Source organism: Amycolatopsis japonica (assembly GCF_000732925.1).
GTDB lineage: Bacteria > Actinomycetota > Actinomycetes > Mycobacteriales > Pseudonocardiaceae > Amycolatopsis > Amycolatopsis japonica.
The window spans coordinates 3270351-3292226 of record NZ_CP008953.1; the positions used below are offsets into that span (position 1 = coordinate 3270351).

The window sequence follows — 21876 nt, forward strand, 5'->3', positions numbered from 1 at the left end:
TCAGGGAAAACGGATCACGGTGATCCCGGCCAGCACGAAGAACACCAGCACCACCAGCGTGCCGCTGTGCCCGCCGGATGAGCTGGTCACGACCTGCTCGACGGCGCCGGTCAGCCGCACGCCGCAGTCCGCGACGACGGTGTGCCTGCCCGCCTCGATCCGCGTGAACTCGACGGCCGCGGTGAAGGCACCGGTGCCGTCGGCGTAGGCGCCGCCGACGCGTTCGCCGTCCGACGTCAGCGTGACGCGCTCGCCGGGCGTGCAGCCCTTGCCCGTCGCGGACAGTGCGTCGCCGGGCTGCACACTCGGCCTGTCGAGGACCAGGTCGTTCGGGCCCGGCGGGGTGGTGCTCGTCGGCGGGACGTCCGTCGGCGGCGGGGAAGTGTCCGTTGTGGATGGTGGCGTCGTGGTGGGCGGCGTCGTCGTCGTGGTCACCGGAGTGGTCGGCGTGGTGGTCGTTCCCGGTCTGGTCGGGGTGGTCACCGGGATCGACGGCTTGGTCGTCGGAGGCACCTTCGTCGTCGGCGGCGCCGTGGTCACGGTCCCGGTCACGCGGAAGGTCGCGTTCCCGGTCAGCGGCTGTCCGGTCCGCGCGTTCGTGCAAGTGCCGGTGACGGTGTGGCTATCAGGTGTCGCATTGCTCGGCACCGTCGCCCCGACCTGTCCACTGGGAGCGCTGACCGAGGTGAGGGCCGTTCCTTCCCACGTGAAAGAAATAGGTCCTTTGCACGGGGAGAAATTCCAGGAAATGGTGAAAGAACTCCCGGCGGGTCCGCTCGAAGGTTTCAAACCAACCGTGGACTGATACGGGGACTGCTGCGCGTTTCCCGCCCCCACCTGGGAAAGCAGGAACAACAACCCGGCCACGGTGCCGAATATCAGGCGAACCACGATACGCATTGGGACGTCCCTCTCCGGTAAGTACTCGCTGTAGCATTCCGGACCAGTCGGCCGAGGAAAACAGGGGATGCGCAAAATGGGACGTGTCATCGCGGCAGGGGTTGCGTTGGGGCTGTGCGCGGTCCTCTTGGGCTCACTACCGGCCAGTGCGGACGATGTCCTCGATGGCAGGCTCGGCCTGGCGGTCACCCTCGACGACCGGCCGATCGCCAACGCCACGGTCATGGTCGACCCGGCGAAACAGGTCGAACTCACCGTCACGGCCACCAACAGTGGTGGGACCTCGGTCAAGGTCCGCAGCGTCCGGGTGTCCGGGGTGGCGCTGGCCCTGACCTTCTTCGCCTACGACACCACGGCGCCGTTCGAGGTCCCCGCGCACAGCCGGGTCACCAGGACCTTCGTACTGGACATGGCCGATCTCTCCGGTCAGGCGATCGGGCTGCTCCCGTCGACGGTCGAACTGCTCGACGCGCAGCGCGGCACGCTCGGCGAGGCGACCACCGTCGCGGACATCCGCGGATCCTTCTGGTCCGTCTACGGTGCTTTCGGGCTCGCGATGCTCGTGCTGACCGTGCTGGCGTGGCTGACCGCCCTGCTCGCGCTCGCCCGCCACCGACTTCCCGCCAACAGGTGGCGACGCGGCCTGCGTTTCCTGCCGGCCGGATTCGGCACCGGGCTCGTCGCCGTCGTCTCGCTGTCGGTGCTGCGGCTCGTCCCGCCGGAGCCGGCGATCGAGATCCCGGTGGTCCTCGGCGCCGCCGCGATCGCCTTCCTGCTCGGCTACCTGACCCCGCATCCCGCGCCGGGCCCCAGCGGTGACGAGACGGTCCGTTTTCCCGACGGCACCAAGGAATTCAACCGATGAGCGCACCCGCCGAGGTCGTCGCCGCGCTACCGCAGTACGAGATCGGGCCCGCGATCGGCCAGGGCGGGATGGGGGTCGTCTTCGCCGGCGTCCACCGTTCGCTGCGCCGCGACGTCGCCATCAAACAACTGCCGTGGGACGTGCTGAACCACGCCGTCAGCAGCGAACTCTTCGACCGCGAAGCGCGCGTGCTGGCCAGCCTCGACCATCCGCACATCGTGCCCGTGTACGACTACGTGCGCACCGGCCGTGAGCACCTGATGGTGATGGAACGGCTCGACGGCGGCACGGTGCACAGCCGGTTCCACAGTGGCGAGATCGGCGGGGAACAGGCCTGCGCGATCGGGCTGGCGATGCTCGCCGGTCTCCACGCGGCGCACGAAGCGGGCGTACTGCATCTCGACGTCAAACCGAAGAACCTGCTCTTCACCACGCAAGGCGTGATGAAGGTGGCCGACTTCGGCATCGCGAAGGTGATCAGCGAGGGCGCCACCCTCGTCACGCACGGCGGCGAAGTCCTCGGCACACCCGCCTACATCGCGCCCGAGCAGGCGATGGGCAACGCGCTGAGCCCGGCGGCGGACGTCTACTCGGCGGGCACGGTGCTCTACGAACTGCTGTCCGGGAAGCTGCCCTTCGACAACACCCGTGGCGCGATCAGCATGATGCGCCAGCACATGTTCACCGATCCGCGCCCGATCGACGGCGTGCCGTCACCGCTCGCCGGGGTCGTCATGCGCAGCCTCTCGCGCGAACTCGACTCTCGGTACCGCGACGCGGAGACCTTCGCCGCAGACCTCGCTTCCGCCGCCACCGCCGTGTACGGGCCGGGCTGGCTCGAACGCTCTCGCGTGCCGGTGCGGCATCTCACCCCGAGGGTGATCTCCGCGATCGGCGCGACGGTGCCCGCCGGAGACGGACCGACCCGGCCGGTCCGGCGTCCCGCACCGGATCCGACGCTGTCGGCGACCCGCGCGGAACTCGAACCGGGGAAACGTCCGGGCTCGGTGCTCTGGTTCCGGCTGGCCGCGGCCGTCGCCGCGATCGTGCTCGTGGTGCTCACCCTGCTCACGCCGGAACGGTTGCCGCACGAGGCCACGACGCTGAAGATCGACGGCGTCGCGGCCTCGTCGGCGTCCCTCGACCTCAGCAAGACGTTCGCGGTGACGGGGGAGGGGAACCCTGGCCAGGTCACCCTCGCCCTTTCCGCCGCCGGGATCCCGCTCGGTTCCGCGTCGGCGGTCCCGAAACCCGAGGGCGAGGGCTTCCGTGCCGATCTCGCTTTTCCGGGTCTCACCCGGTGGATCGTCGGCGGCGCCGTCACCGCGACCCTGACCGCGGACGGTGTCCCGCGGACCTTCACCGTCGTCACCGACCAGCATCCGCTCGCGAGCGCGCTCGGCGCGGGCAGCCTGATCCTCGCCCTGTTCGCCTTGGCGTACTTGGAATCCGGGTTGCGGACCCTCCGCAACGGACACCGCTGGCGGGGCGCGCTCGTCGGCGGGCCGGTGCTCGGCCTGCTGTTCGGCGCGACGGCATGGCTCTGCGTCTCGGTGCTGAGGGTGCACGAGCCCGCGGTCCTGTTCGGCGTCGGCTGCTCGATCGCGGGTGCCGTGGCGACCGGTTTCGTGGTCGCGGCCGCCCGCGTCCGGCGCATGCGCTGAACCCGGGCGGCCCACTCCTGGTCACGACTTGCGGTGCTTGCCCTCGTCGTCGACGACCTCGAACTGCTCCTTACGGACCTTGCCGGAGATCGTCTGGTCCTCGGTGACGGTCTCGGTCTTGAGCCTCGCCCGCTCGACCGCGACGGTTTCCTTGTCCACCACCGGTTTCTCGGCGTGCAGCACGACTTCCTGTTCGTCCTCGGCGATCTCGGCCCGCTCACCGCCCGGCTTCGTGATCGGCTCCCGCTCGATCCGGACCTCCTCGTGGCTGACCGGGACGGTGACCTGCTGCTCCTCGGTGACGACGTACTTGCGCAGCCGGACGTGGCCGGTCTCGACCTGCTCGGTGCCGACGTTCAGCCGTTCCTCGGACCGCGTCATGGTGGGCTCGGTGTCCCGCTCCTTCCGACCGGAATCCGCACGCTTGCCCGGGTCCATGCCCGCCTTGCCACGGCCGGCGTCGCCCCGGCCCTGCGTCCGGTCGTCCATCCGGCCGTCCGGCGACGTCCGCGGCATCGGGAGCCCGTAATGCTTGTACAGCTGCGCGCTCTCCTCCATGGACAGGTGGCCGTCGGCCTCGATCCGGGGCGCGTCGGAGACCGCGTCCTTGTCGACGCGGACGTGCACGCCGTCCTGGTCCGCATGCGCTCCCGAAAGCGGGACGAAACTCTCCTTGGTGCCGAACAGGCCCGTCTTGACGGTGATCCATTCCGGCTGGCGCGTCGCGTCGGCGAGGTAGACGTTGCCCACCTTCCCGAGCTTGTTGCCGGTCGGGTCGACCACGGCACTGTCGATGAGTTCCTGCGGCTGCATGGTCTTCGCCATCGGTCCTGCTCCTCTCGAAAGATGCTGCTGAGAAGCCCACCGTCGGCCGGGCCGGTGATCATGGCAACCGTCGTGGTGCACCTGTGGGTGACCCCGGAAAGTGGTGGTTTGAAGCGACGTCCGCGGGCTAGGACCGCCACGTGGCCGCAGGTGGAAGCGGGTGCCCACGTGGTGACGAGCACGGCAGGGGGATGGCGCGAACGTGTGGTTCCGAAAATCGGATGCGAGGGCTTCCGGCCGTGTCCTAACCTCGTGAGCGTGATGCAGCAACTGTTCTTCCTCTGAGGGACGACGCCTCCACCGGTACCGCGAGCCGCGGCACCGGTGTTCGTTCTTCCTGCTCATCACCTTCACCGGAGGCAGTTTCTTCATGTCATCCCCTCTTTCGCCCGCGCCTGTGCGCGCGGCGCACGTCCGCCTGTCCGGCGTCCACGTCTCCTTCGGGGGACGGCCCGTGCTCTCCGGCGTCGATCTCGTCGCCGCGGCCGGGGACCGGGTCGCCATCGTCGGGGAGAACGGTCGCGGCAAGACCACTCTTCTCCGGGTACTCGCCGGTGACCTGCCCGCGGATCGCGGCGACGTGCACCGTTCGGGTTCGGCCGGTGTCGCCGACCAGCAGATCCCGCTCGGCGCGAACGACACCGTCGGCGCGCTGATCGACCTCGAACTCGCCGCCGTCCGCGATGCGCTGGCTCGTCTCGAGTCCGCCACCGAGGCGCTCAGCGAGGGTCTTCCGGGCGCGGACGACGTTTTCGCCGCCGCGCTGGAACAGGCCGAAGCCCTCGACGCGTGGGACGCGGACAGGCGTGTCGAAGTGTCGTTGGCGGCCTTGAACGCCGTGGACGACCGCGACCGTCCACTCGGGACACTCTCGGTCGGGCAACGGCACCGGGTCCGGCTGGCGTGCCTGCTCGGCGCCGGGCATCCGGTCCTGCTGCTCGACGAACCGACGAACCATCTCGACGCGGCGGGCCTCGAACACCTCACCGAGCGGTTGCGCGCGCACCCGGGTGTGGTCGTGCTGGTCAGCCACGACCGGGCGTTGCTCGCGGACGTCGCCACCACGGTGATCGACCTCGATCCGTCGAGCGACGGCAGGCCGCGCGTTTACGGCGGCGGATACGCGAGTCATGTCGAGGCCCGCCGAGCCGAACGTGCCCGCTGGGAAACCGAGCACGCCGAGCAGATCGCCGAACGGCAACGGCTGGCCGACGACCTGTCCGCCGCCCGGAACCGGTTGCGGGACAACTGGCGCCCGCCCAAGGGCACCGGCAGGCATGTCCGTGCCACCCGCGCGCCCGGACTGGTCCGCGCGGTCCACCGGCGGCAGGAAGAACTGGCCGGGCACGTGGTGGCCGTCCCGCCGCCGCCCGCCCGGTTCTCCATGCCGGACCTGCCGTCACACGGAGGCGCTGTCCTGCTCCGAGCCGCCGGGGTGACGGTGGCCGGACGGCTGGCGCGTCCGGTCGACGTGGCGCTGGAAAGCGGCGACCGGCTGGTGGTCACCGGCCGCAACGGAGCGGGGAAGTCGACGCTCCTGAGCGTGCTGGCCGGGGAACTCGAGCCGGACACGGGCACGGTCGCGCGCTCCCGATCGGCGCGGATCGGGCTGCTGGGACAGGAATCCGATCTGCCGGGCAGGCGGACGGCGATGGAGCTGTACGACGAACGGCTCGCCAGGTCGGGGATCTCCGGTCCGGGCCTGGGCCAACTGGGCCTGCTCGGTGGTTACGACCGCAACCGGCCGGTGGCCGAACTGTCGGTCGGCGCCCGGCGTCGGCTGGACCTGGCGCTCGTACTGGCCTGTCGCCCGCACGTCGTGCTGCTGGACGAACCGACCAATCACCTGTCCGCCACCCTCGTCGACGAGCTGACCGCCGCGCTCGGGACGACACCGGCCGCGGTGGTGATCGCGACACACGACCGGCAGCTTTCGCGGGACACGGCGTCCTGGCCGAGGCTCGCGTTGTGAGCCGTCAAGCGTGGTGGGCGAGGGTGTAGCGCACGGTCTGCGCCAGCACCACGCTCCCGTCGGGCTCGCGGAGCGGTTCGAGCTCCGCGAGCACGGCCTGGCGTACGGCGTCGAGGCGGTCTTCCGGGATCAGCTCCCAGAACATCCGCTGGCCGTGCGACCAGGACCAGGTGATCCAGTGCCCGGGGTCGGCGAACTTCACCGGATAGACGCGTTCCACGGACGTGACACCGGTGAAGCCCGCCGACTCCACGGCCTGGCCGAAACCTTCGAGGGTGGCGAACAGCCCCGACCTGATGGCGAGCGTCCAGGCCAGCTCCGGCGGTACGAACGGTTTGAAGACCTCACGCACGGCGGCCCAGCGCGGATCGTCGGCGCCGAACGTGGTCACCCCCAGCCGGCCGCCGGACGCGAGGAGACGATGCCAAGACCGCAGCCCGGCGACCGGATCGGGCAGGAAGAAGACCACGAACGATGCGAGGACCACGTCGAAGGCGGCATCGGGCAGCGTCGGTTCTTGGGCGTCCATAAGGGAAACCGAGGCGTTGGCGCCGCGCGCCTCGACGTCTTTCGCGGTGCGCTCGACCATTTCCGCGGACAGGTCGATCCCCAGCACCGATCCGCCCGCGCCGACCCGCTCGGCCGCCGGGAACAGCACCGCGCCCCGCCCGCAGCCGACGTCCAGCACCCGCTCGCCGGGGACGAGCGCGACCCGGTCGAGCAGTTCCCCGGCGAACGTGCCGAAGAAGTCGACCCCGAGAGCGTCGTAGGTCTCCGCCGTCCGGTCGAACAGCCGCGCCATCGCCTGCCGGGTGTAAGCGCTCATGCGCAGGACGATGACCCGGGGAAAACGGTGTTGTCAAACGGATGGCGGGGATTTGTCATGCGGGCTTGAGTGGTGACGGCGAGAATTCGGCCCGGGATGTCAAATTCCTGCCGCGTGGGGGACGCGTCTCGTGAGTGGGAAGTCCGTGAAGGCCTCCTTGAGGGACTCTGGGTCCCTCAAGGAGGCCTTCACGGACCGGGCACCCAGGCGCGGCGTGAGCGAAGACGTGACTCACGTGATCAGGGACGTGACTCGCGTGATTGGAGGCCGCACTCGGGTGTTCCGCCTCTGATCACGGGAGTTCCGGCTTCGATCACGTGAGTGCGGTTTCGCGATAAGGCGCGGGACGTTGCGAAAGCCACTTTCGCAACGTTGAAGGTTGCGAAAGTGGCTTTCGCAACACGCCCGCTCGGCTGCCGGGACTCAGGGCCGGTGGACGGTTCTAACCGTCCTTGCCACTCACGAGAAGGCGCGGGAAACCTGCGAAAGCACGATCAGCCCGCACACCACCAGGTTCTTGTACTTGTGCTCCACCACGATGGCGACGAATTCGCGGATGGTGGCGCTCGGCCAGAAGTACCACGCCGTCGGCGACCCGATGACCTGGCCGTTCACCTTCGCGCGGCGGGCGATGAGGGCGGCGCGGAGCACGTGGAAGTTGTTCGTGACGACCGTGCAGCGATAGTCCGCCTTCCGCTGCCGCATGATCTCGGCGCTGAAGGTGAGGTTCTCGAAGGTCGTCCGCGACCGGTCTTCGAGCAGGATCCGCTCCCTCGGCACGCCGTTCTCGACCAGATACCCGGCCATGGCGTGGGACTCGGGCAGGTCCTCGTCGGGTCCCTGCCCGCCCGAGGTGACCACCATCGGTTCCCCGCCGCGGCGGGCTTCGGCGTCGATCACGCGCCGGGCGCGGTTCAGGCGCCCGGCCAGCAGCGGCGGGACGCGGTGACCGTCCAGCAGTCCCGAACCCAGCACCACCACGAAATCCACGCCCTTCTCGGTGCGGATGCGGCCGTAGACGATCGAGTACAGCAGGAAGCAGACGAACAGGAACGAGAAGTAGACGACCAACCCGTTGAGGATGCCCCGGACGATGTCGAGGGGCTCCCAGGCCAGCTGCGTGACGGTCGCGTTGAAGACGATCAGCGCGCAGATGCCGAGCCCCGCCAGCAGCGAAAGGACGTTGGCCAGCCTGCGACCCTCCCGGCGGAGCATGGTGATCCCGTTGCAGATCAGGAAGACCGTCAGCGCGAGGACCGTCGGGATGATCAGCAGGATCACGCCGACCGCGACGAAACCCGCCGCTTCGGGCGAAACCGAGGCGAGCAGCGCGATGAACGTCACGCCGAGGAAGAGGAGCGCGAAGAACAGGTAGAAGCCGTTCCGCAACCGGCGCCGGTCGCGCAGGAAGCTCACCAGGAACGCCGCGCAGCACAGGGCCGCGATGGCGAAGGGGATGGCAGCGGCCTCCACGGGGAACTCCAGCCTTGGGACGATGCGGACACGCGGCGGCATTCAAACACACGACGGAGCCGCGAACGCTCTTCCCGTTGGTGTGTCGCCTTTACCGACCCGAGTGAGTCAGCGCGCGCGTTGCACCGGCCGCTCGTCCCACACCGGTTCCGTCGTTTCCCGCACCTGCCCGTCCGAGCCGAAGACGAGGTACCGATCGAAGGAGCGCGCGAACCACCGGTCGTGCGTCACGGCGATAGTCGTGCCTTCGTACGCTTCCAGCGCCTGTTGCAACGCTTCCGCCGACGCCAGGTCGAGGTTGTCGGTCGGTTCGTCGAGCAGCAGGATGGTGGCGCCGCCGATCTCCAGCAGCAGGATCTGGAACCGCGCCTGCTGGCCGCCGGACAGCTTCTCGAACCGCTGATCGCCCTGCCCGTCGAGTTCGTAACGGCGCAGGACGTTCATCGCCGGCCCCCGGCTTCGGGCGTAGCCGGTCCAGAGGATGTCGACGAGTGTCTGCCCGAGCAGTTCGGGATGGGCGTGCGTCTGCGCGAAGTGGCCGGGGACGACGCGGGCGCCGAGCTTCCAGCGTCCGTCGTGCGCGACGTCCTCACCGGCCAACAGCCGCAGGAAATGCGACTTTCCGGAGCCGTTCGAGCCGAGTACCGCGACCCGCTCGCCGTAGAAGACCTCCAGATCGAAGGGTTTCATCAGGCCGCTGAGTTCGAGCCCTTCGCAGGTGACGGCGCGAACCCCGGTCCGGCCGCCGCGCAGGCGCATGGTGATCTTCTGCTCGCGCGGGGGAGCGGCGGGCGCTCCGGCCTCCTCGAATTTGCGCAGCCGCGTCTGCGCGGCGTGATAGCGCGAGGCCATCTCGTCGCTGCGCGCGGCGTACTGGCGCATGTCGGCGACGAGTTTCTTGAGCTGGGCGTGCTTTTCGTCCCACCTGCGGCGGAGTTCCTCGAACCGTTCGAACCGTTCCGCACGCGCCTGGTGATAGGTGTCGAAGCCGCCACCGTGCACCCAGACGTCGCCGCCGGCGGGCCCGGGCTCGACGCTGATGATCTTCTTCGCCGCTCGCGCGAGGAGTTCCCGGTCGTGCGAAACGAACAGCACGGTCTTCTGGGTCTCGCGCAGCCGTTCTTCCAGCCACTGCTTGCCGGGGACGTCGAGATAGTTGTCCGGCTCGTCGAGCAGGAGGACGCCGGACCCGCCGAGGAGCAGCGCCTCCAGCACCAGCCGTTTCTGTTCACCGCCGGAGAGCGTGCGCACCTCGCGCCAGCGCGCCTTCTCGTACGGCAGGTTGAGCGCCGCCGTCGTGCACTTGTCCCACACGACTTCGGCTTCGTAACCACGAGCGTCACCCCAGTCGCCGAGCGCCTGCGCGTACGCCATCTGGTTCGCTTCGTCGTCGCGTTCCATCAAGGCGAGTTCGGTCTCGTCGACGGCCCGCGCGGCGGCGCGGAGAGCGTCCGGCGACACCGAGACGAGCAGGTCCCGCACGGTCCGTTCGTCGCGTACCGACCCGACGAACTGGGGCATCACCCCGAGCCCGCCGCTGATGGTCACCGAGCCCTCGCTGGGGGAGAGCTCCCCGGAGATCAGCCGCAGCAACGTCGTCTTGCCCGCCCCGTTGGCGCCGACGAGCGCGCAGACGCTGCCCTCCCCGACCCGGAACGAGACATCGTCGAGGAGAAGTCGTCCGTCGGGCAGGTGGTATTCGACATGCGCGACTTCCACGTGACCCATTCCGACAGACTGCCCGCGCACTCGGCGATCACGCAACGCAATATCTCCGGTAGTGTCGGTGACGTGGAGCGAACCTACTTCGGCGTGCGGCTCAAGCTGATGCTTGCGCTGTTCCTGCCCGAGTTGTTCGTCGTGCTCCCGGTCGTCGGCGGGATCAACCCGCTGAGCCTGGCCACCGCGCTGACGGCGTCGGTGGCGGTCGCCAACCCGCTCGGGCTGGCCGCCGCCCTGACCGCGTCCCTCGCCGCCGTCCTGCTCGCGCTCGCGGTGCATTTCCGCCTCGAACCGGCGGCCGCCGCGATGCGGGTGCGCGCCATCAGCCTGCGCGAACGCGCGCAGCTGTTCCTGAGCCTGCGCGATCCCGACGCGCGCGGCCGCGTCCGGCCCAGGGCTCCGTCACCGGGCATCGTGACTGCCTGACCTTTCTCGTTCGAAGGTGCGGCAGTCACTCCTGCCCGCATCCCTTCGACCGACGGAGTGACCTGGTCATGTTCGATTTCTTCCTGTACCCCGTTTCCGCCATTCTCTGGTTCTGGCACAAGGTCTTCGGTGCCGTGTCGAGCCCCGACTCGGGCGTCGCCTGGGTGCTGTCCATCGTGTTCCTCGTCTTCACATTGCGTCTCCTGCTGGTCAAACCCGCGCTCAGCGCGTTGCGCGCGGGCCGCCGCATGCAGGCACTCGCCCCGGAGATGCGGCGGATCAAGGAGAAATACGGCAAAGATCGCCAGCGGATGGTGGAAGAAGTCCGGAAACTGCATGCCGAAAGCGGCTCAAACCCGCTGGGCGGCTGTCTCCCGGCGCTGATCCAGCTCCCGGTGTTCCTGTCGCTGTACTGGGTCCTGCGCGATTTCACGCCGGGCGCCGTCTCGAACCACGTCTTCGACCACGCCGGTGTGCAGTCGTTCCTGAACGCGGACCTGTTCGGCGCGAAGCTCGGCAACTGGCTTTCGCAACCCGCGGCGGAACTGGCGGCGTTCGGCACGGATCACGTCCACATGATCGCCGTCGGCGTGCCGCTGATGCTGATCGCGAGCCTGGCCACGTTCCTCTCGATGCGATCGGGCCTCGCGCGGCAGTCCGCTCCGGAGACCGCCGGGATCACCAAGCTGATGATGTACCTGGCGCCGGTCGGCATGCTGGTCTCGGGATCGTTCTTCCCGGTACCGATCGGGGTGCTGCTGTACTTCCTGGCCACCAACGTGTGGACGCTGGGGCAGCAGCACTTCCTCACCAAGGTCGTCGACCGCGAGGAGGCTAGCCGCTGACCGACCGGCGGGCCGCGACCGAGTACCGGACCGCCTTCCGCAGTCCGGGCAGGACGGTGTCGACGTGCGCCGCGAGCGCCTTGATCGCGCTCCGATGCACGCGGTTCTCCTTGGCGCTGAACACCGTGTGGACGTCGCCCTCGGCGGAGAGCACGGCGAGCACCGCGTCCTCGATCGGGACGGCGGTGGGGTCTTGACCGCTCAGCACCACGTCGCGGACTCGTCCACGGAGCCCTTCTACCAGCCGAGGATCAGCCAGGGCGATGTCTCGGACGGGGAAGATGCCCATCGCCCGGTGCCTGCCGACCGTGATCGTCCCGGCCGCGGCGAGCTGGTCCCGGACGATGCCCTCGGCCCGGTGCCAATCGCGATCGACGACGGTGAGCCAGCGCCGCGGTTTCGTTCCGGGAGCGTCTTCGAGCACCTTGGCGAGGAAGGGGTCTTCCGGGGCGAGACCCGCCGCGGCCGTGCGCTCGGCCTTCCCGTCGCGATCGGAGAGGAGGCCCGCGAGGACCAGATCGGCCACCGCGGCCGCACGCAGGAGCGAGCCCCGCACGACGGCGCCGGCGGGGTCGAGCCGGTTCTTCTCGGTGTCGTAGCCGAGCAGGTACATCCGTTGCGGCAGAGAGTGAGCCATCTCGTCCTCCCATCGGGACCGGTCCCGTCGGACAGCTTTACCCTCTGCCGGATGAAGAGCCAGACGACAGCGCGCATTCGAGTGACCGTGGCGCTCGCCGTCGGCTGCCTGCTCGCGGGCTGCGCCACGAATCCGCCGGAACCGGAACCGAAACCCGCACCCCCGCCGTCTCCGACCGGCCCGGATCCAGCACTGGTCTCCTGGGCGGGCGGATACTGCGGCGCGGTGAAGGACATGCGACTGATCGTCTACCGCATGGCCAAGGGCTACGACATCGAGACAGCGGCCGACCTGCCGAAGGCCGAGGAGTCGCTGAAGAAGCTGGACACCGCGCTGACCGCGGCGATCACCGGGCTCGAGAAGCTCCCGAAGATCGCTCAGAACGCCGACGAACTGGCCGCGGGCGAGCTGGCGTTCTACCGGAAGCTCCACGGGAAGGTGACCGAGTTCCGCACCCTGCTGCCACGAGGCGGCGTCGAATACGCCAAGGCCGCCCTCACTCTGAGCGGGGCCGACCTGGTCACGCATGTGCCCGCGGTCAAGACCGGCGACGTGCCGGGCCTCGATCAGGCGATGAAGGCCGACAAGGCCTGCGAACTTGTCGGCTAGATCACGCGAAACAGGGCCAAGAACTGTTCGGTACCGGCGTGTCGGGCAAAGCCCGATGGGGAATCATCGCGCTCGCCCGGGAACTGTTCCCGGGCGGGTGGGTGTTCCCGGCGCCGTCCGGCGCCGGGAACGCGTTCGCAGATGACGTCCGGTGATGGACGCCGAGTCCTCGGCCAAAGCCGACGGCGTGCCCTCGAACACCACCGTCCCGCCTTCGGCACCCGCGCCCGGTCCGATGTCGATGACATGGTCGGCGTGCGCGATCACCCGTTGGTCGTGTTCGATCAGGACGAGGGTCGCGCCGCCGTCGACGAGTTCGTCGAAGAGCGCGAGCAACCGGTCGACGTCGCTGCCGTGCAGGCCGGCCGTGGGTTCGTCGAGGACCAGGCGCAGTTCGTGCGCGGGACCGGCGTCGGCGAGGTGCCTGGCCAGCAGCAGCCGTTGCCTTTCGCCGCCCGACAAGGTGTCGAGGCTTTGCCCGATCGTCAGGTAGCCGAGCCCGACGCGGTCCAGCCAGCGTGACCGCTGCCCGATGGGGGACCGCTCGCCGAACAGCGCGGCGACGTCCGCCGGGTTCATCGCCAGCACTTCGGCGATGGTCTGGCCGTGCAGGCGCGCGGCGAGCGCGTCCGGGTTGAAGCGGGTGCCGCCACAAGCGTCGCAAGCGGTCTGGACGTCGTCGAGGAAGGCCAGGTCGGTGATGATGACGCCTTTTCCCTTGCAGACCGGGCAGGCCCCGCGGCCGTTCGCGCTGAACCACGACGGATGTTTCCCCGTGGCCTTCCCGAAGGTTTCGCGGATGGGCTCGGCGATCCCGAGCACCGTGGCGGGCGTCGACCGGATCCCACCGCGCAGCGGAGCCTGTTCGACGACGACGAAATCGGGATGCCGCCGGGGGAGTTCGCCGGTGATCAGGGTGCTCTTGCCGGAGCCGGCGACCCCCGAAACGACGGTCAGGACCCCGAGCGGCACGTCGACGGTGACGTCGCGGAGGTTGTGGCTGCGGGCACCGGAGATCGTCACGGCACCCCGCGCGACGCGGGTCCGCTCGCGGAAGCGAAGCGGGACACCGAGGATCCGCCCGGTCTCGGTACCGGCCGTGACGAGTTCGCCGGGGCCGCCTTCGAACTGGATGCGTCCGCCGCCGTCGCCTCCGGCGGGTCCGAGGTCGATGACGTGGTCGGCGGCCGCGATGACGGCGGGATGGTGTTCGACCACGAGGATCGTGTTGTGCGCGTCGCGGAGCCTGGCCAGCAGTTCGAGAAGGCGGTGCACGTCGTGCGGATGCAGGCCGGTGCTGGGTTCGTCGAACACGTAGCAGACGTCGCTCAGCGCGCTGCCGAGGTGGCGGACGATCTTGACGCGCTGGGCCTCGCCGCCGGACAGCGTCCGCGACTCCCTGGACAGGCTGAGGTAGCCGAGACCGACGGAATCCAGCGCGTCGAGGCGTTCCCGGATCGCTTGCGACAGCGGAGCCACCGACGGATCGCGCACGGCCGCGACGACGTCACGCAGTTCGCCGACCGGCATGGCGGACCAGTCCGCGATGGACCGCCCGTCGATCAGGCTTCCGCGTGCCGCCTCGGAAAGGCGGGTTCCCGAGCACTCGGGGCAGACGCCGCGGGTGACGACTCCGGCGAGTCCTTCCTGTTCCTCGGCCGTGAGGCGCGACGGCGTCTTGCGCAGGTACGAATCCCGCAGGCGCGGGACGATGCCGTCGAACAGCCCGTGTTTGGGGTATTCGGAGCCGGGGTCGTCGAGGGGGAGTGCTTCGGCGTGCAGCAGGGTCTCGACCTTCGCCGCCGGTAACCGTCCTAACGGGACATCGGGATCGACGAGTCCGGAATGGACCAGCCGTTTCCAGCGGTAGGTGCCGGGAGCGAACGTCGGGAACCGCACGGCGCCATCGCGCAGGCTTCGCGAGCGGTCGAGCAGCCGGTCGAGGTCGATGTCGTCGACCGCGCCGAGCCCTTCGCAGCGCGGGCACATCCCGGCCGGATCGTTGAACGAGTAGGCGGGCGAGAACCCGGCGCCCGGCTTTCCGAGCCGGGAGAACAGCAGGCGCAGCAGTGGCGCGATGTCGCTCGCCGTGCCCACGGTGGACCGCGCGTTGCCGGTGAACCGGCGTTGATCGACGATCGTGGTGAAGACGAGGCCGTCGATGCGGTCGACGTCGGCGGGCGGATGCTGGGGGAGCCGGTTCCGGACGAAGGCGGGATAGGTCCCGGTGACCAGGCGCTCGGCTTCGGCCGCGATGGTGTCGAACGCGAGCGACGACTTCCCGGAGCCCGATACGCCGGTGAACACCGTCAGCCGGTGTTTCGGCACCCGCACCGAGATGTCGCGGAGGTTGTGCGTCCGGGCTCCTTCGACGGTGATCCACCGGCCTCGGTCAGCTTGAACTTTCGCCATGAACCGAGGCTACGATGAGTTGTGGCCGGATTACGGCCACAACTAGCGGGAGGCGTCGTGACGGAACCACGGGAACGGATGTTGCGGCTGCTGTCGCTCCTGCAATCCGGCCGGGCGTGGCCCGCCGCCGAACTCGCGACGGCGATGGAAGTCCCGCCGCGCACCCTGCGCCGGGACATCGACAACTTGCGCGGTCTGGGCTATCCCGTGGAGAGCAGCCGCGGTCCCGGGGGCAACTACCGGCTGGTCGCGGGCACCGCGCTGCCGCCGCTGATGCTGGAACACGACGAGGCGATCGCCACCGTGCTCGGCCTGCGGCTCGCCGCGGCGGGCGGAACCGGCGTGGACCTGACCGCCGAATCGGCCGACCGCGCCGCCGCGAAACTCCGGCGTGTCCTGCCGTCGGCACTGCGACGGCGGACCGACGAAATGCTCGCCGCGGTCGAGTTCGGGGCCGGTGAACGGCCGCGGGTCGGCCAAGACGTCCTGAACGTCCTCGCCGCGGCGATCGCGGCTCGGCGGTGCCTCGAGTTCCCGTACACGGGCAAGGACGGCCCGTCGTCGCGGACGGTCGAGCCGATGCGGCTCGTCCAGCTCGGCAGGCGGTGGTACCTCTACGCCTGGGACCTCGGCAGACGGGATTGGCGGAGCTTCCGGCTCGACCGGATCGGCGCGCCGTCGATGACCGACGTGGCGTTCGAGCCGCGTCCGCTCCCCGTCGACGATGTGGCGGCGCACCTCCAGGAACGCTTCCACAGCCCGAAATCCCTCCGGATCACGCTGACCCTCGACGTCGGCGCGAGCGAGGCCGCTGCCCGGCTTCACCGGGTCGACGGGAGTTTCGAAGCGCTCGGTGACGACAGGTGCCGATACGTCGCCTACGTCGATTCGTTCGAGTGGCTGGCGGTGGTTCTGACTCTGACCGACATCGAGTTCAGGGTGGAGGAACCGGCGGAATTCGCCGAGTACCTGGTGCGGACGGGGGAGCGGCTGCTGCGGGGCGCCACTCGCTTGCCAAGTACATGAAGGCCCCCTTCCTTGCGCCTAGGTACAGGAAGGGGGCCTTCATGTACTTCTGGGGCCGCCGCTCACGAGGGGTGGGGCCACTGCTGACCGCGCGTCCAGGAATCCAGCACCATCAGCGTCTTCGTGCCCGTCACCTGGTGATGCCGCCGGATCTCGTCGATGGTGCGCTGCAGGTGGCCCATGTCCCGCACCCGCAGCCAGACGAGCGCGTCGGGGTCGCCCGCGATGGTGAACACCGCCTGGGCCTCGGGCATCCGGGTGGTGGTGCGGACGATCTCGCCGACCTTGGTGGTCCCGGTGAACCGCAGTTCGGTGAACGCCTCGATGCCCCAGCCGAGTTTGGCGTGGTCGATCTGGACGGTGTAGCCGACGATGACGCCGTTCTCCTGCATACGGTCGATCCGGCGTTTGACCGCCGCGGTGGACAGCGTGACGCGGGCTCCGATGTCGCCAAGGGTGCGCCGAGCGTCCTCCCGCAGCAGTTCGAGGATCTCGCGATCGGTCTCGTCGATGAGCTGGTCCGCCATGAGCCAGGATGGTACGCAGACGCAACGGATATCGGCCAGCGGAGAAGATGGGCCGGATTTTTTGCGTGCAGCGTGCCAATAGACTGCCGCCTGTTGCGATGGCCCGCGCGGTCGGGTCTCCTGTCGTGACGTCACGCGGGGGTGCCGAAGGAGGCAGGTCTGGTGGAGCAGTTCACGTTGGAGGACCGGTATCTGCGGGAGGACGGCACCGTCTACCTCAGCGGTGTCCAGGCCCTGGTCCGGATGCTGTTCGACCGGGTGCGGCACGATCGCGCCGCCGGGGCGTCCCCCGCCGTGTTCGTCTCCGGCTACGAGGGATCGCCGCTGGCCGGCTACGACCTCGAACTCGGCCGCCGCTCCCACCTGCTCGAAAAGCACGACGTCGTGCACCGTCCCGGCCTGAACGAGGAGCTCGCCGCGACCGCGGTCATGGGCAGCCAGCTCACCGCGTCGGTCGGCTCGTCGCGCGGCGGGGTCACCGGGTTCTGGTACGGCAAGGCACCCGGCCTCGACCGGGCGACCGACGCCCTGCGGCACGCCAACCTCGCGGGGACCGACCCGGCGGGCGGCGCGGTGGCGCTGGTCGGCGACGATCCGAACGCCAAATCCTCGTCGGTGCCGTGCGCCTCCGAGCTCGCGCTGGCCGACCTGGCCATGCCGGTGTTCTTCCCGTCCGACTCCCAGGACGTGCTGGACTTCGGGCTGCACGCCGTGGAGCTGTCCAGGGCGAGCGGACTGTGGTCGTCGATGAAACTCGTGGCGAACGTGGCCGACGCCGCGAGCACCGCGCATGTCCGGCCGAGCTGGACGGCGCCCGAGCTGGCGCTGCCCGCGTACCGGCACATGCCCAGCACCCGGCTGCTCGGCACCACGTTGATGGCGCTCGAACGCAGCCTGTACACCGAACGCCTGCCGCTGGCCGTCGAGTACGTGCGCGCGAGCGGGATCAACCGGATCGTCCAGGAAGGACCGGCGGATCGCGTCGGCATCGTCACCGCCGGAAAGTCCTATTTGGACTTGATGCAGGCGCTGAGGTTGCTCGGCCTGGACGCCGACGCGTTGTCCCGCCACGGGATCCGGATCCTCAAGCTCGGTGTCATCCACCCGCTCGAACCGTCGATCGTCCGCCGCTTCGCCGATGGGCTCGACGAGATCGTCGTGGTGGAGGAGAAGCGCTCCTTCGTCGAATCGGCGATCAAGGAAGTCTTGTACGGCACCGCCGGCGCGCCCACCGTGTACGGCAAGACCGGCCCGGACGGCCGCACGTTGTGCACCGAACTCGGCGAGCTCGACCCGGACGCCATCGCGAGGGTGCTGGCCACCCGGCTGAGCGAGCACCACGAGATCCCGTCCGTGACCGCGTGGCGGCGACAGCGCCGCCGCGAGCGCATTTCCGTGCCGTTGCTGACCAGGACGCCGTACTTCTGTTCCGGCTGCCCGCACAACTCCTCGACCAAGGTGCCCGAGGGCACGGTGGTCGGCGGCGGCATCGGCTGCCACGCCATGGCGTTGTTCATGGAGCCGGAACAGGTCGGTGACGTCGTCGGCCTGACCCAGATGGGCGGCGAGGGCGCGCAGTGGCTCGGAATGGAGCCGTTCGTCGACGCCTCGCATTTCGTGCAGAACATCGGTGACGGCACGTTCACCCACTCCGGCAGCCTCGCGGTCCGGGCGGCGGTGGCCGCCGGGGTGAACATCACCTACAAGATCCTCTACAACGCGACGGTCGCGATGACCGGCGGGCAGGACGCCGTCGGTGGCCTGTCGGTGGAACGGCTGGCGTCGCTGCTCCTCGTCGAAGGCGTCGCGAAGGTGGTCATCACCAGCGACGAGCCGAAGCGGCTCCGCGGCGTCCGGATGCCGGACGGTGTCGAGGTCCGGCACCGTGACGAACTGCTGAGCACGCAAGAGGAACTGGCCCGGGTTCCCGGGGTGACGGTCCTCATCCACGACCAGGAATGCGCCGCCGAGAAACGCCGCAAACGCCGTCGCGGCAAACTGGAGACCCCGGCCGCCAAGGTCGTGATCAACGAGCGGGTGTGCGAGGGCTGCGGCGACTGCGGCGAGAAGTCGAACTGCCTGTCCGTGCAGCCGGTCAGCACCGAATTCGGCCGCAAGACCACGATCCACCAGTCCTCGTGCAACGTGGACTACTCCTGCCTGGCCGGCGACTGCCCCTCGTTCATGACGGTGGTGCCCACCGGCCGCAAACACCGGCGCAAGGCCGGGGAGATCACCGCGGCCGAACTGCCCGAGCCCGAGACCTCCGGCACCGACTTCACCGTGCGCATCACCGGGGTCGGCGGGACCGGCGTGGTCACCGTCGCGCAGATCCTCGCCACGGCCGCCGTGCTCGAAGGCAAGCAGGTCCGGACACTGGACCAGACCGGGCTCGCGCAGAAGGGCGGCGCCGTCGTCTCGGATCTGAAGATCACCGCCGAGCCGACGCCGCAGGCCCCGAAACTCGCGGCCGGGGAATGCGACCTCTACCTGGCCTGCGATGTCCTCGTCGGCGCTGATCCGGCGCATCTGACGGTGGCGGACTCCGGCCGGACCACGGCCGTCGTCTCCACGACCGAGGTGCCGACCGGCCGGATGGTCGTCGACACCACGGTGTCCTTCCCCGATGCCGCCGCCGTGCGCGGGGCGATCTCGGACAACGCGGCGCGGACGGTGGCGCTCGACGCGCGGGAACTGGCGGAAATCCTGTTCGACGACGACCAGTTCGCCAACATCCTCCAGCTCGGCGCGGCGCACCAGACCGGCGCCATCCCGCTGGACGCGGCCAGCCTGGAACGCGCGATCGAACTGAACGGGGTCGCCGTCGCGGGCAACCTCCAGGCGTTCCGGCGTGGCAGGCAACTCGTCGCCGATCCCGACGCGCTGCACGCCGTGGTCGCCCCGGCCGCCGTCGCCGCGAGCCCCACCCCGTCGGCGGCCGCCCTGCGCGCCCGCGCGCTCGTGCACGCCGAGCCGGGTTCGGAACTCGCGCGGCTGCTGGACATCCGCGTCCCCGAACTCGTCCGGTACCAGAACGTGCGCTACGCGAGGGAGTACGCCGAGTTCGTCGAGCGTGTCCGGGTCCTGGAAGGGGATTCGACCGCCATCACCGAAGCGGTGGCGCGGAATCTGCACAAACTGATGGCCTACAAGGACGAGTACGAGGTCGCGCGGCTGTCGCTCGATCCCGCGGTACTCGCCGGGATCGAGGAGGAGTTCGGCGTCGGGAGCCGGTACGCCTACCGCCTCCACCCGCCCTTCCTGCGCGCGATGGGCATGAAGCGGAAGATCGCGCTGGGCCCGAAGTTCCGCCCGGTGTTCGTCGCGCTGCGCGCCGCGCGGAAACTGCGCGGCACCCGCTGGGACCCGTTCGGCAAGGCACACGTCCGGAAGGTGGAGCGGGAGCTCGTCGGGCAGTACCGGGAGACGATCCTCACCGCTTTCGGCACCGAGGACGCCGATCGCGGAAGGCTGCTGGCCTTGGCCGAGCTGCCCGATCTGGTTCGTGGCTACGAGGACGTCAAACTGGCGAACGTCGAGGCATACCACCGGGAACAGGCCGCGCTCCTGGCCGATCTCGTCCGGGCGGACCGGCTCGGCGCGAACACCTGACGCGCCGGCCGCCGGATACGGCCGAACGTACTAATGCCGCCGCCCGATTGTCTTTCCCGACGGCATTTTCCGGATAGTCCGCGTTTCTTGTGTCAAGAATGTGCCGGGTTTTCGGATACCGGCGCGCGCGACTGCCAAATTCGGCTGCTGTCAAGAGTTTCCGCTGCCCGACGGTCCCGGTCGGCTGTTCGTGTGGAACGTGCGCGATTCGTGAAGTGAGTGCATTAGTGTCGCTCCGGGGTCCGCACATCCACACCACTGATCGGGATTGGGGAGTCATCGTGAAGAGGAATAGTGTGCCTGTCGCGCGAAGACGGATGTTCACACTGGTGGCGGCTCTCGCCGTGGTCACCGGCGCGGTGACGGGGACCGCGCGGGCCACCACGACGGGGCCGGTGGATCTCGGCACGCTGCCGGGGGACGACGAGAGCACGGTCCTCGCGGTCAACGAGGCGGGGGAGATGGTGGGGCTGTCGCTCGCGGGCCCGACCCCGAAGCGCAGCCATCCGGTTCGTTGGGACGCCACCGGCCAGATCATGGCGCTGCCCACGCCGGGAGGCACCGAGGGGCAGGTGCGCGACATCAACGACTTCGGGGTGTCCGCGGGGTACGTGCTGACCGCGACCACCGCCGTACCCGCACGCTGGGACGCCACGGGGCAGGCGACCTTGCTGCAGCTTCCGCCCGGTCATCACAACGCCACCGCCTGGGCGATCAGCGACACCGGCGTCGTCGTCGGGGCCTGGCTGACGCCTGCCGAGCAGTATCACGGGTTCCGCTGGGATCCCGATGGCACGGCCACCGACCTCGGCACGTTGCCCGGTGAGACCTGGAGCATGGCCGACGGTATCTCCGGCGACGGCACCATCGTCATCGGCAGCGCCGTCCGCTCCGCGGCGAACCAGGCCGCGCGGTGGGTGAACGGCGGGCCGATCACCGAGCTGGCGCCGCAAGGGGTGAGCAGCGGCGCGAGCCGGATCAACAAGGGCGGAGTGGCCGCCGGCGCCTTGCGCGAGACCAGCAGCGGGCCACCGATCCCGGCGAAATGGGATCGGGACGGCGTGATCCATCCCCTGGACTGGCCCAGCCCGTATTCGGTGTGGATCTACGGGATCGGCCCCACCGGTTACGTGGTCGGCAGCGGCTATCTCAACCCGCCGCGCCGATCGGCCGTGCTTTGGGATCTCGACGGCGACGTCATCGCACTGCCCGACGACGGCCTCGGCGCCGACGCCGAAGCGGTCGACTCGCAGGGCACCGTGGCGGGCACTTTCCGGAGCCAGGCGACGGTCTGGTTCCGGGACGGGGAACGCAGGCAGCTCGGCACGCTGCCCGGCGGCACCCGCAGCCAGGGTTACCGGATCACGGACAACGGCCGCGTCGTCGGCACCGCTTCGAACGCGGCCGGGAAGTCGCACGCGGTGTACTGGACCCTCGGCTAGGGCTGGAGGAGCAGGTATCGGTTGCGAGTGGGGAGGATTCGGGACGTCCAACGTCCCGAATCCTCCCCACTCGGCATGACGTCCGCCGAATAT

Annotated in this window: 18 protein-coding genes; 10 read left to right on the plus strand and 8 right to left on the minus strand. The window is 69.5% G+C overall.

What is annotated here, in order from left to right:
* On the minus strand, positions 1 to 435 hold the full coding sequence (locus tag AJAP_RS15370) for a hypothetical protein (protein ID WP_228694947.1): 435 nt from the start codon (positions 433 to 435) through the stop codon (positions 1 to 3).
* Between AJAP_RS15370 and AJAP_RS15375 the strand changes: the two genes are divergently transcribed.
* The 3 genes from AJAP_RS15375 (at position 407) to AJAP_RS15385 (ending at position 3429) form a co-directional block, all read left to right on the plus strand.
* The gene (locus AJAP_RS15375) at positions 407 to 805 is read left to right on the plus strand and encodes a hypothetical protein (protein WP_228694948.1); all 399 of its coding nucleotides are present in this window, start codon (positions 407 to 409) and stop codon (positions 803 to 805) included. The two genes, AJAP_RS15370 and AJAP_RS15375, sit on opposite strands and share 29 nt — an antisense overlap.
* A gap of 171 nt (positions 806 to 976) precedes the next feature.
* The gene (locus tag AJAP_RS15380; protein ID WP_051972806.1) at positions 977 to 1765 is read left to right on the plus strand and encodes a hypothetical protein; all 789 of its coding nucleotides are present in this window, start codon (positions 977 to 979) and stop codon (positions 1763 to 1765) included.
* Complete coding sequence (locus AJAP_RS15385; protein ID WP_038512085.1) at positions 1762 to 3429, plus strand: serine/threonine-protein kinase; 1668 nt, start codon at positions 1762 to 1764, stop codon at positions 3427 to 3429. The genes AJAP_RS15380 and AJAP_RS15385 overlap by 4 nt, the downstream gene beginning before the upstream one ends.
* Before the next feature lie 21 nt (positions 3430 to 3450).
* On the opposite strand, the gene AJAP_RS15390 is transcribed toward AJAP_RS15385, so the two are convergent.
* The gene (locus AJAP_RS15390) at positions 3451 to 4254 is read right to left on the minus strand and encodes a DUF2382 domain-containing protein (RefSeq protein WP_038512088.1); all 804 of its coding nucleotides are present in this window, start codon (positions 4252 to 4254) and stop codon (positions 3451 to 3453) included.
* A gap of 370 nt (positions 4255 to 4624) precedes the next feature.
* Between AJAP_RS15390 and AJAP_RS15395 the strand changes: the two genes are divergently transcribed.
* Positions 4625 to 6226 carry an ABC-F family ATP-binding cassette domain-containing protein gene (locus AJAP_RS15395; protein ID WP_063777805.1) on the plus strand — a complete coding sequence of 534 codons (1602 nt, stop codon included), beginning with the start codon at positions 4625 to 4627 and terminating at the stop codon, positions 6224 to 6226.
* Between the two features lie 4 nt (positions 6227 to 6230).
* Here the strand turns inward: AJAP_RS15395 and AJAP_RS15400 are convergent, their stop codons facing one another.
* From AJAP_RS15400 to AJAP_RS15410, 3 genes are all read right to left on the minus strand, one after another.
* Positions 6231 to 7052, minus strand: coding sequence for a class I SAM-dependent methyltransferase (locus AJAP_RS15400; protein WP_038523094.1), 822 nt, complete (start codon positions 7050 to 7052; stop codon positions 6231 to 6233).
* Positions 7053 to 7511: 459 nt separating this feature from the next.
* Positions 7512 to 8525: a YdcF family protein gene (locus AJAP_RS15405; RefSeq protein ID WP_084098154.1), complete on the minus strand. Its 1014-nt coding sequence runs from the start codon at positions 8523 to 8525 to the stop codon at positions 7512 to 7514.
* Between the two features lie 108 nt (positions 8526 to 8633).
* A complete protein-coding gene (locus AJAP_RS15410; protein WP_038512091.1) occupies positions 8634 to 10253 on the minus strand; it encodes an ABC-F family ATP-binding cassette domain-containing protein in 1620 nt (539 codons plus the stop codon).
* Between the two features lie 63 nt (positions 10254 to 10316).
* On the opposite strand from AJAP_RS15410, the gene AJAP_RS15415 reads away from it, so the two are divergent.
* Positions 10317 to 10673: a DUF6412 domain-containing protein gene (locus tag AJAP_RS15415; protein WP_038523096.1), complete on the plus strand. Its 357-nt coding sequence runs from the start codon at positions 10317 to 10319 to the stop codon at positions 10671 to 10673.
* A gap of 68 nt (positions 10674 to 10741) precedes the next feature.
* A complete protein-coding gene (gene yidC / locus AJAP_RS15420; RefSeq protein WP_038512094.1) occupies positions 10742 to 11518 on the plus strand; it encodes a membrane protein insertase YidC in 777 nt (258 codons plus the stop codon).
* Here yidC and AJAP_RS15425 read toward each other — a convergent pair.
* A complete protein-coding gene (locus tag AJAP_RS15425; RefSeq protein WP_038512097.1) occupies positions 11508 to 12155 on the minus strand; it encodes a GOLPH3/VPS74 family protein in 648 nt (215 codons plus the stop codon). The genes yidC and AJAP_RS15425 overlap by 11 nt on opposite strands.
* A 51-nt stretch (positions 12156 to 12206) precedes the next feature.
* On the opposite strand from AJAP_RS15425, the gene AJAP_RS15430 reads away from it, so the two are divergent.
* Positions 12207 to 12764, plus strand: coding sequence for a hypothetical protein (locus tag AJAP_RS15430; protein WP_143202357.1), 558 nt, complete (start codon positions 12207 to 12209; stop codon positions 12762 to 12764).
* Between the two features lie 63 nt (positions 12765 to 12827).
* On the opposite strand, the gene AJAP_RS15435 is transcribed toward AJAP_RS15430, so the two are convergent.
* Positions 12828 to 15176: an excinuclease ABC subunit UvrA gene (locus AJAP_RS15435; protein ID WP_051972454.1), complete on the minus strand. Its 2349-nt coding sequence runs from the start codon at positions 15174 to 15176 to the stop codon at positions 12828 to 12830.
* Between the two features lie 57 nt (positions 15177 to 15233).
* Here AJAP_RS15435 and AJAP_RS15440 point away from each other — a divergent pair, with 57 nt between their 5' ends.
* Positions 15234 to 16202: a helix-turn-helix transcriptional regulator gene (locus AJAP_RS15440; protein ID WP_228694949.1), complete on the plus strand. Its 969-nt coding sequence runs from the start codon at positions 15234 to 15236 to the stop codon at positions 16200 to 16202.
* 62 nt (positions 16203 to 16264) lie between these two features.
* On the opposite strand, the gene AJAP_RS15445 is transcribed toward AJAP_RS15440, so the two are convergent.
* Entirely contained in the window at positions 16265 to 16729 is a 465-nt protein-coding gene (locus AJAP_RS15445) for an Lrp/AsnC family transcriptional regulator (protein ID WP_038512105.1), read from the minus strand.
* A gap of 162 nt (positions 16730 to 16891) precedes the next feature.
* On the opposite strand from AJAP_RS15445, the gene AJAP_RS15450 reads away from it, so the two are divergent.
* Together AJAP_RS15450 and AJAP_RS15455 are read left to right on the plus strand one after the other, a co-directional pair.
* Positions 16892 to 20341: an indolepyruvate ferredoxin oxidoreductase family protein gene (locus tag AJAP_RS15450; protein ID WP_038512107.1), complete on the plus strand. Its 3450-nt coding sequence runs from the start codon at positions 16892 to 16894 to the stop codon at positions 20339 to 20341.
* Between the two features lie 317 nt (positions 20342 to 20658).
* On the plus strand, positions 20659 to 21783 hold the full coding sequence (locus tag AJAP_RS15455) for a hypothetical protein (RefSeq protein WP_038512109.1): 1125 nt from the start codon (positions 20659 to 20661) through the stop codon (positions 21781 to 21783).
* Positions 21784 to 21876: the final 93 nt, after the last annotated feature.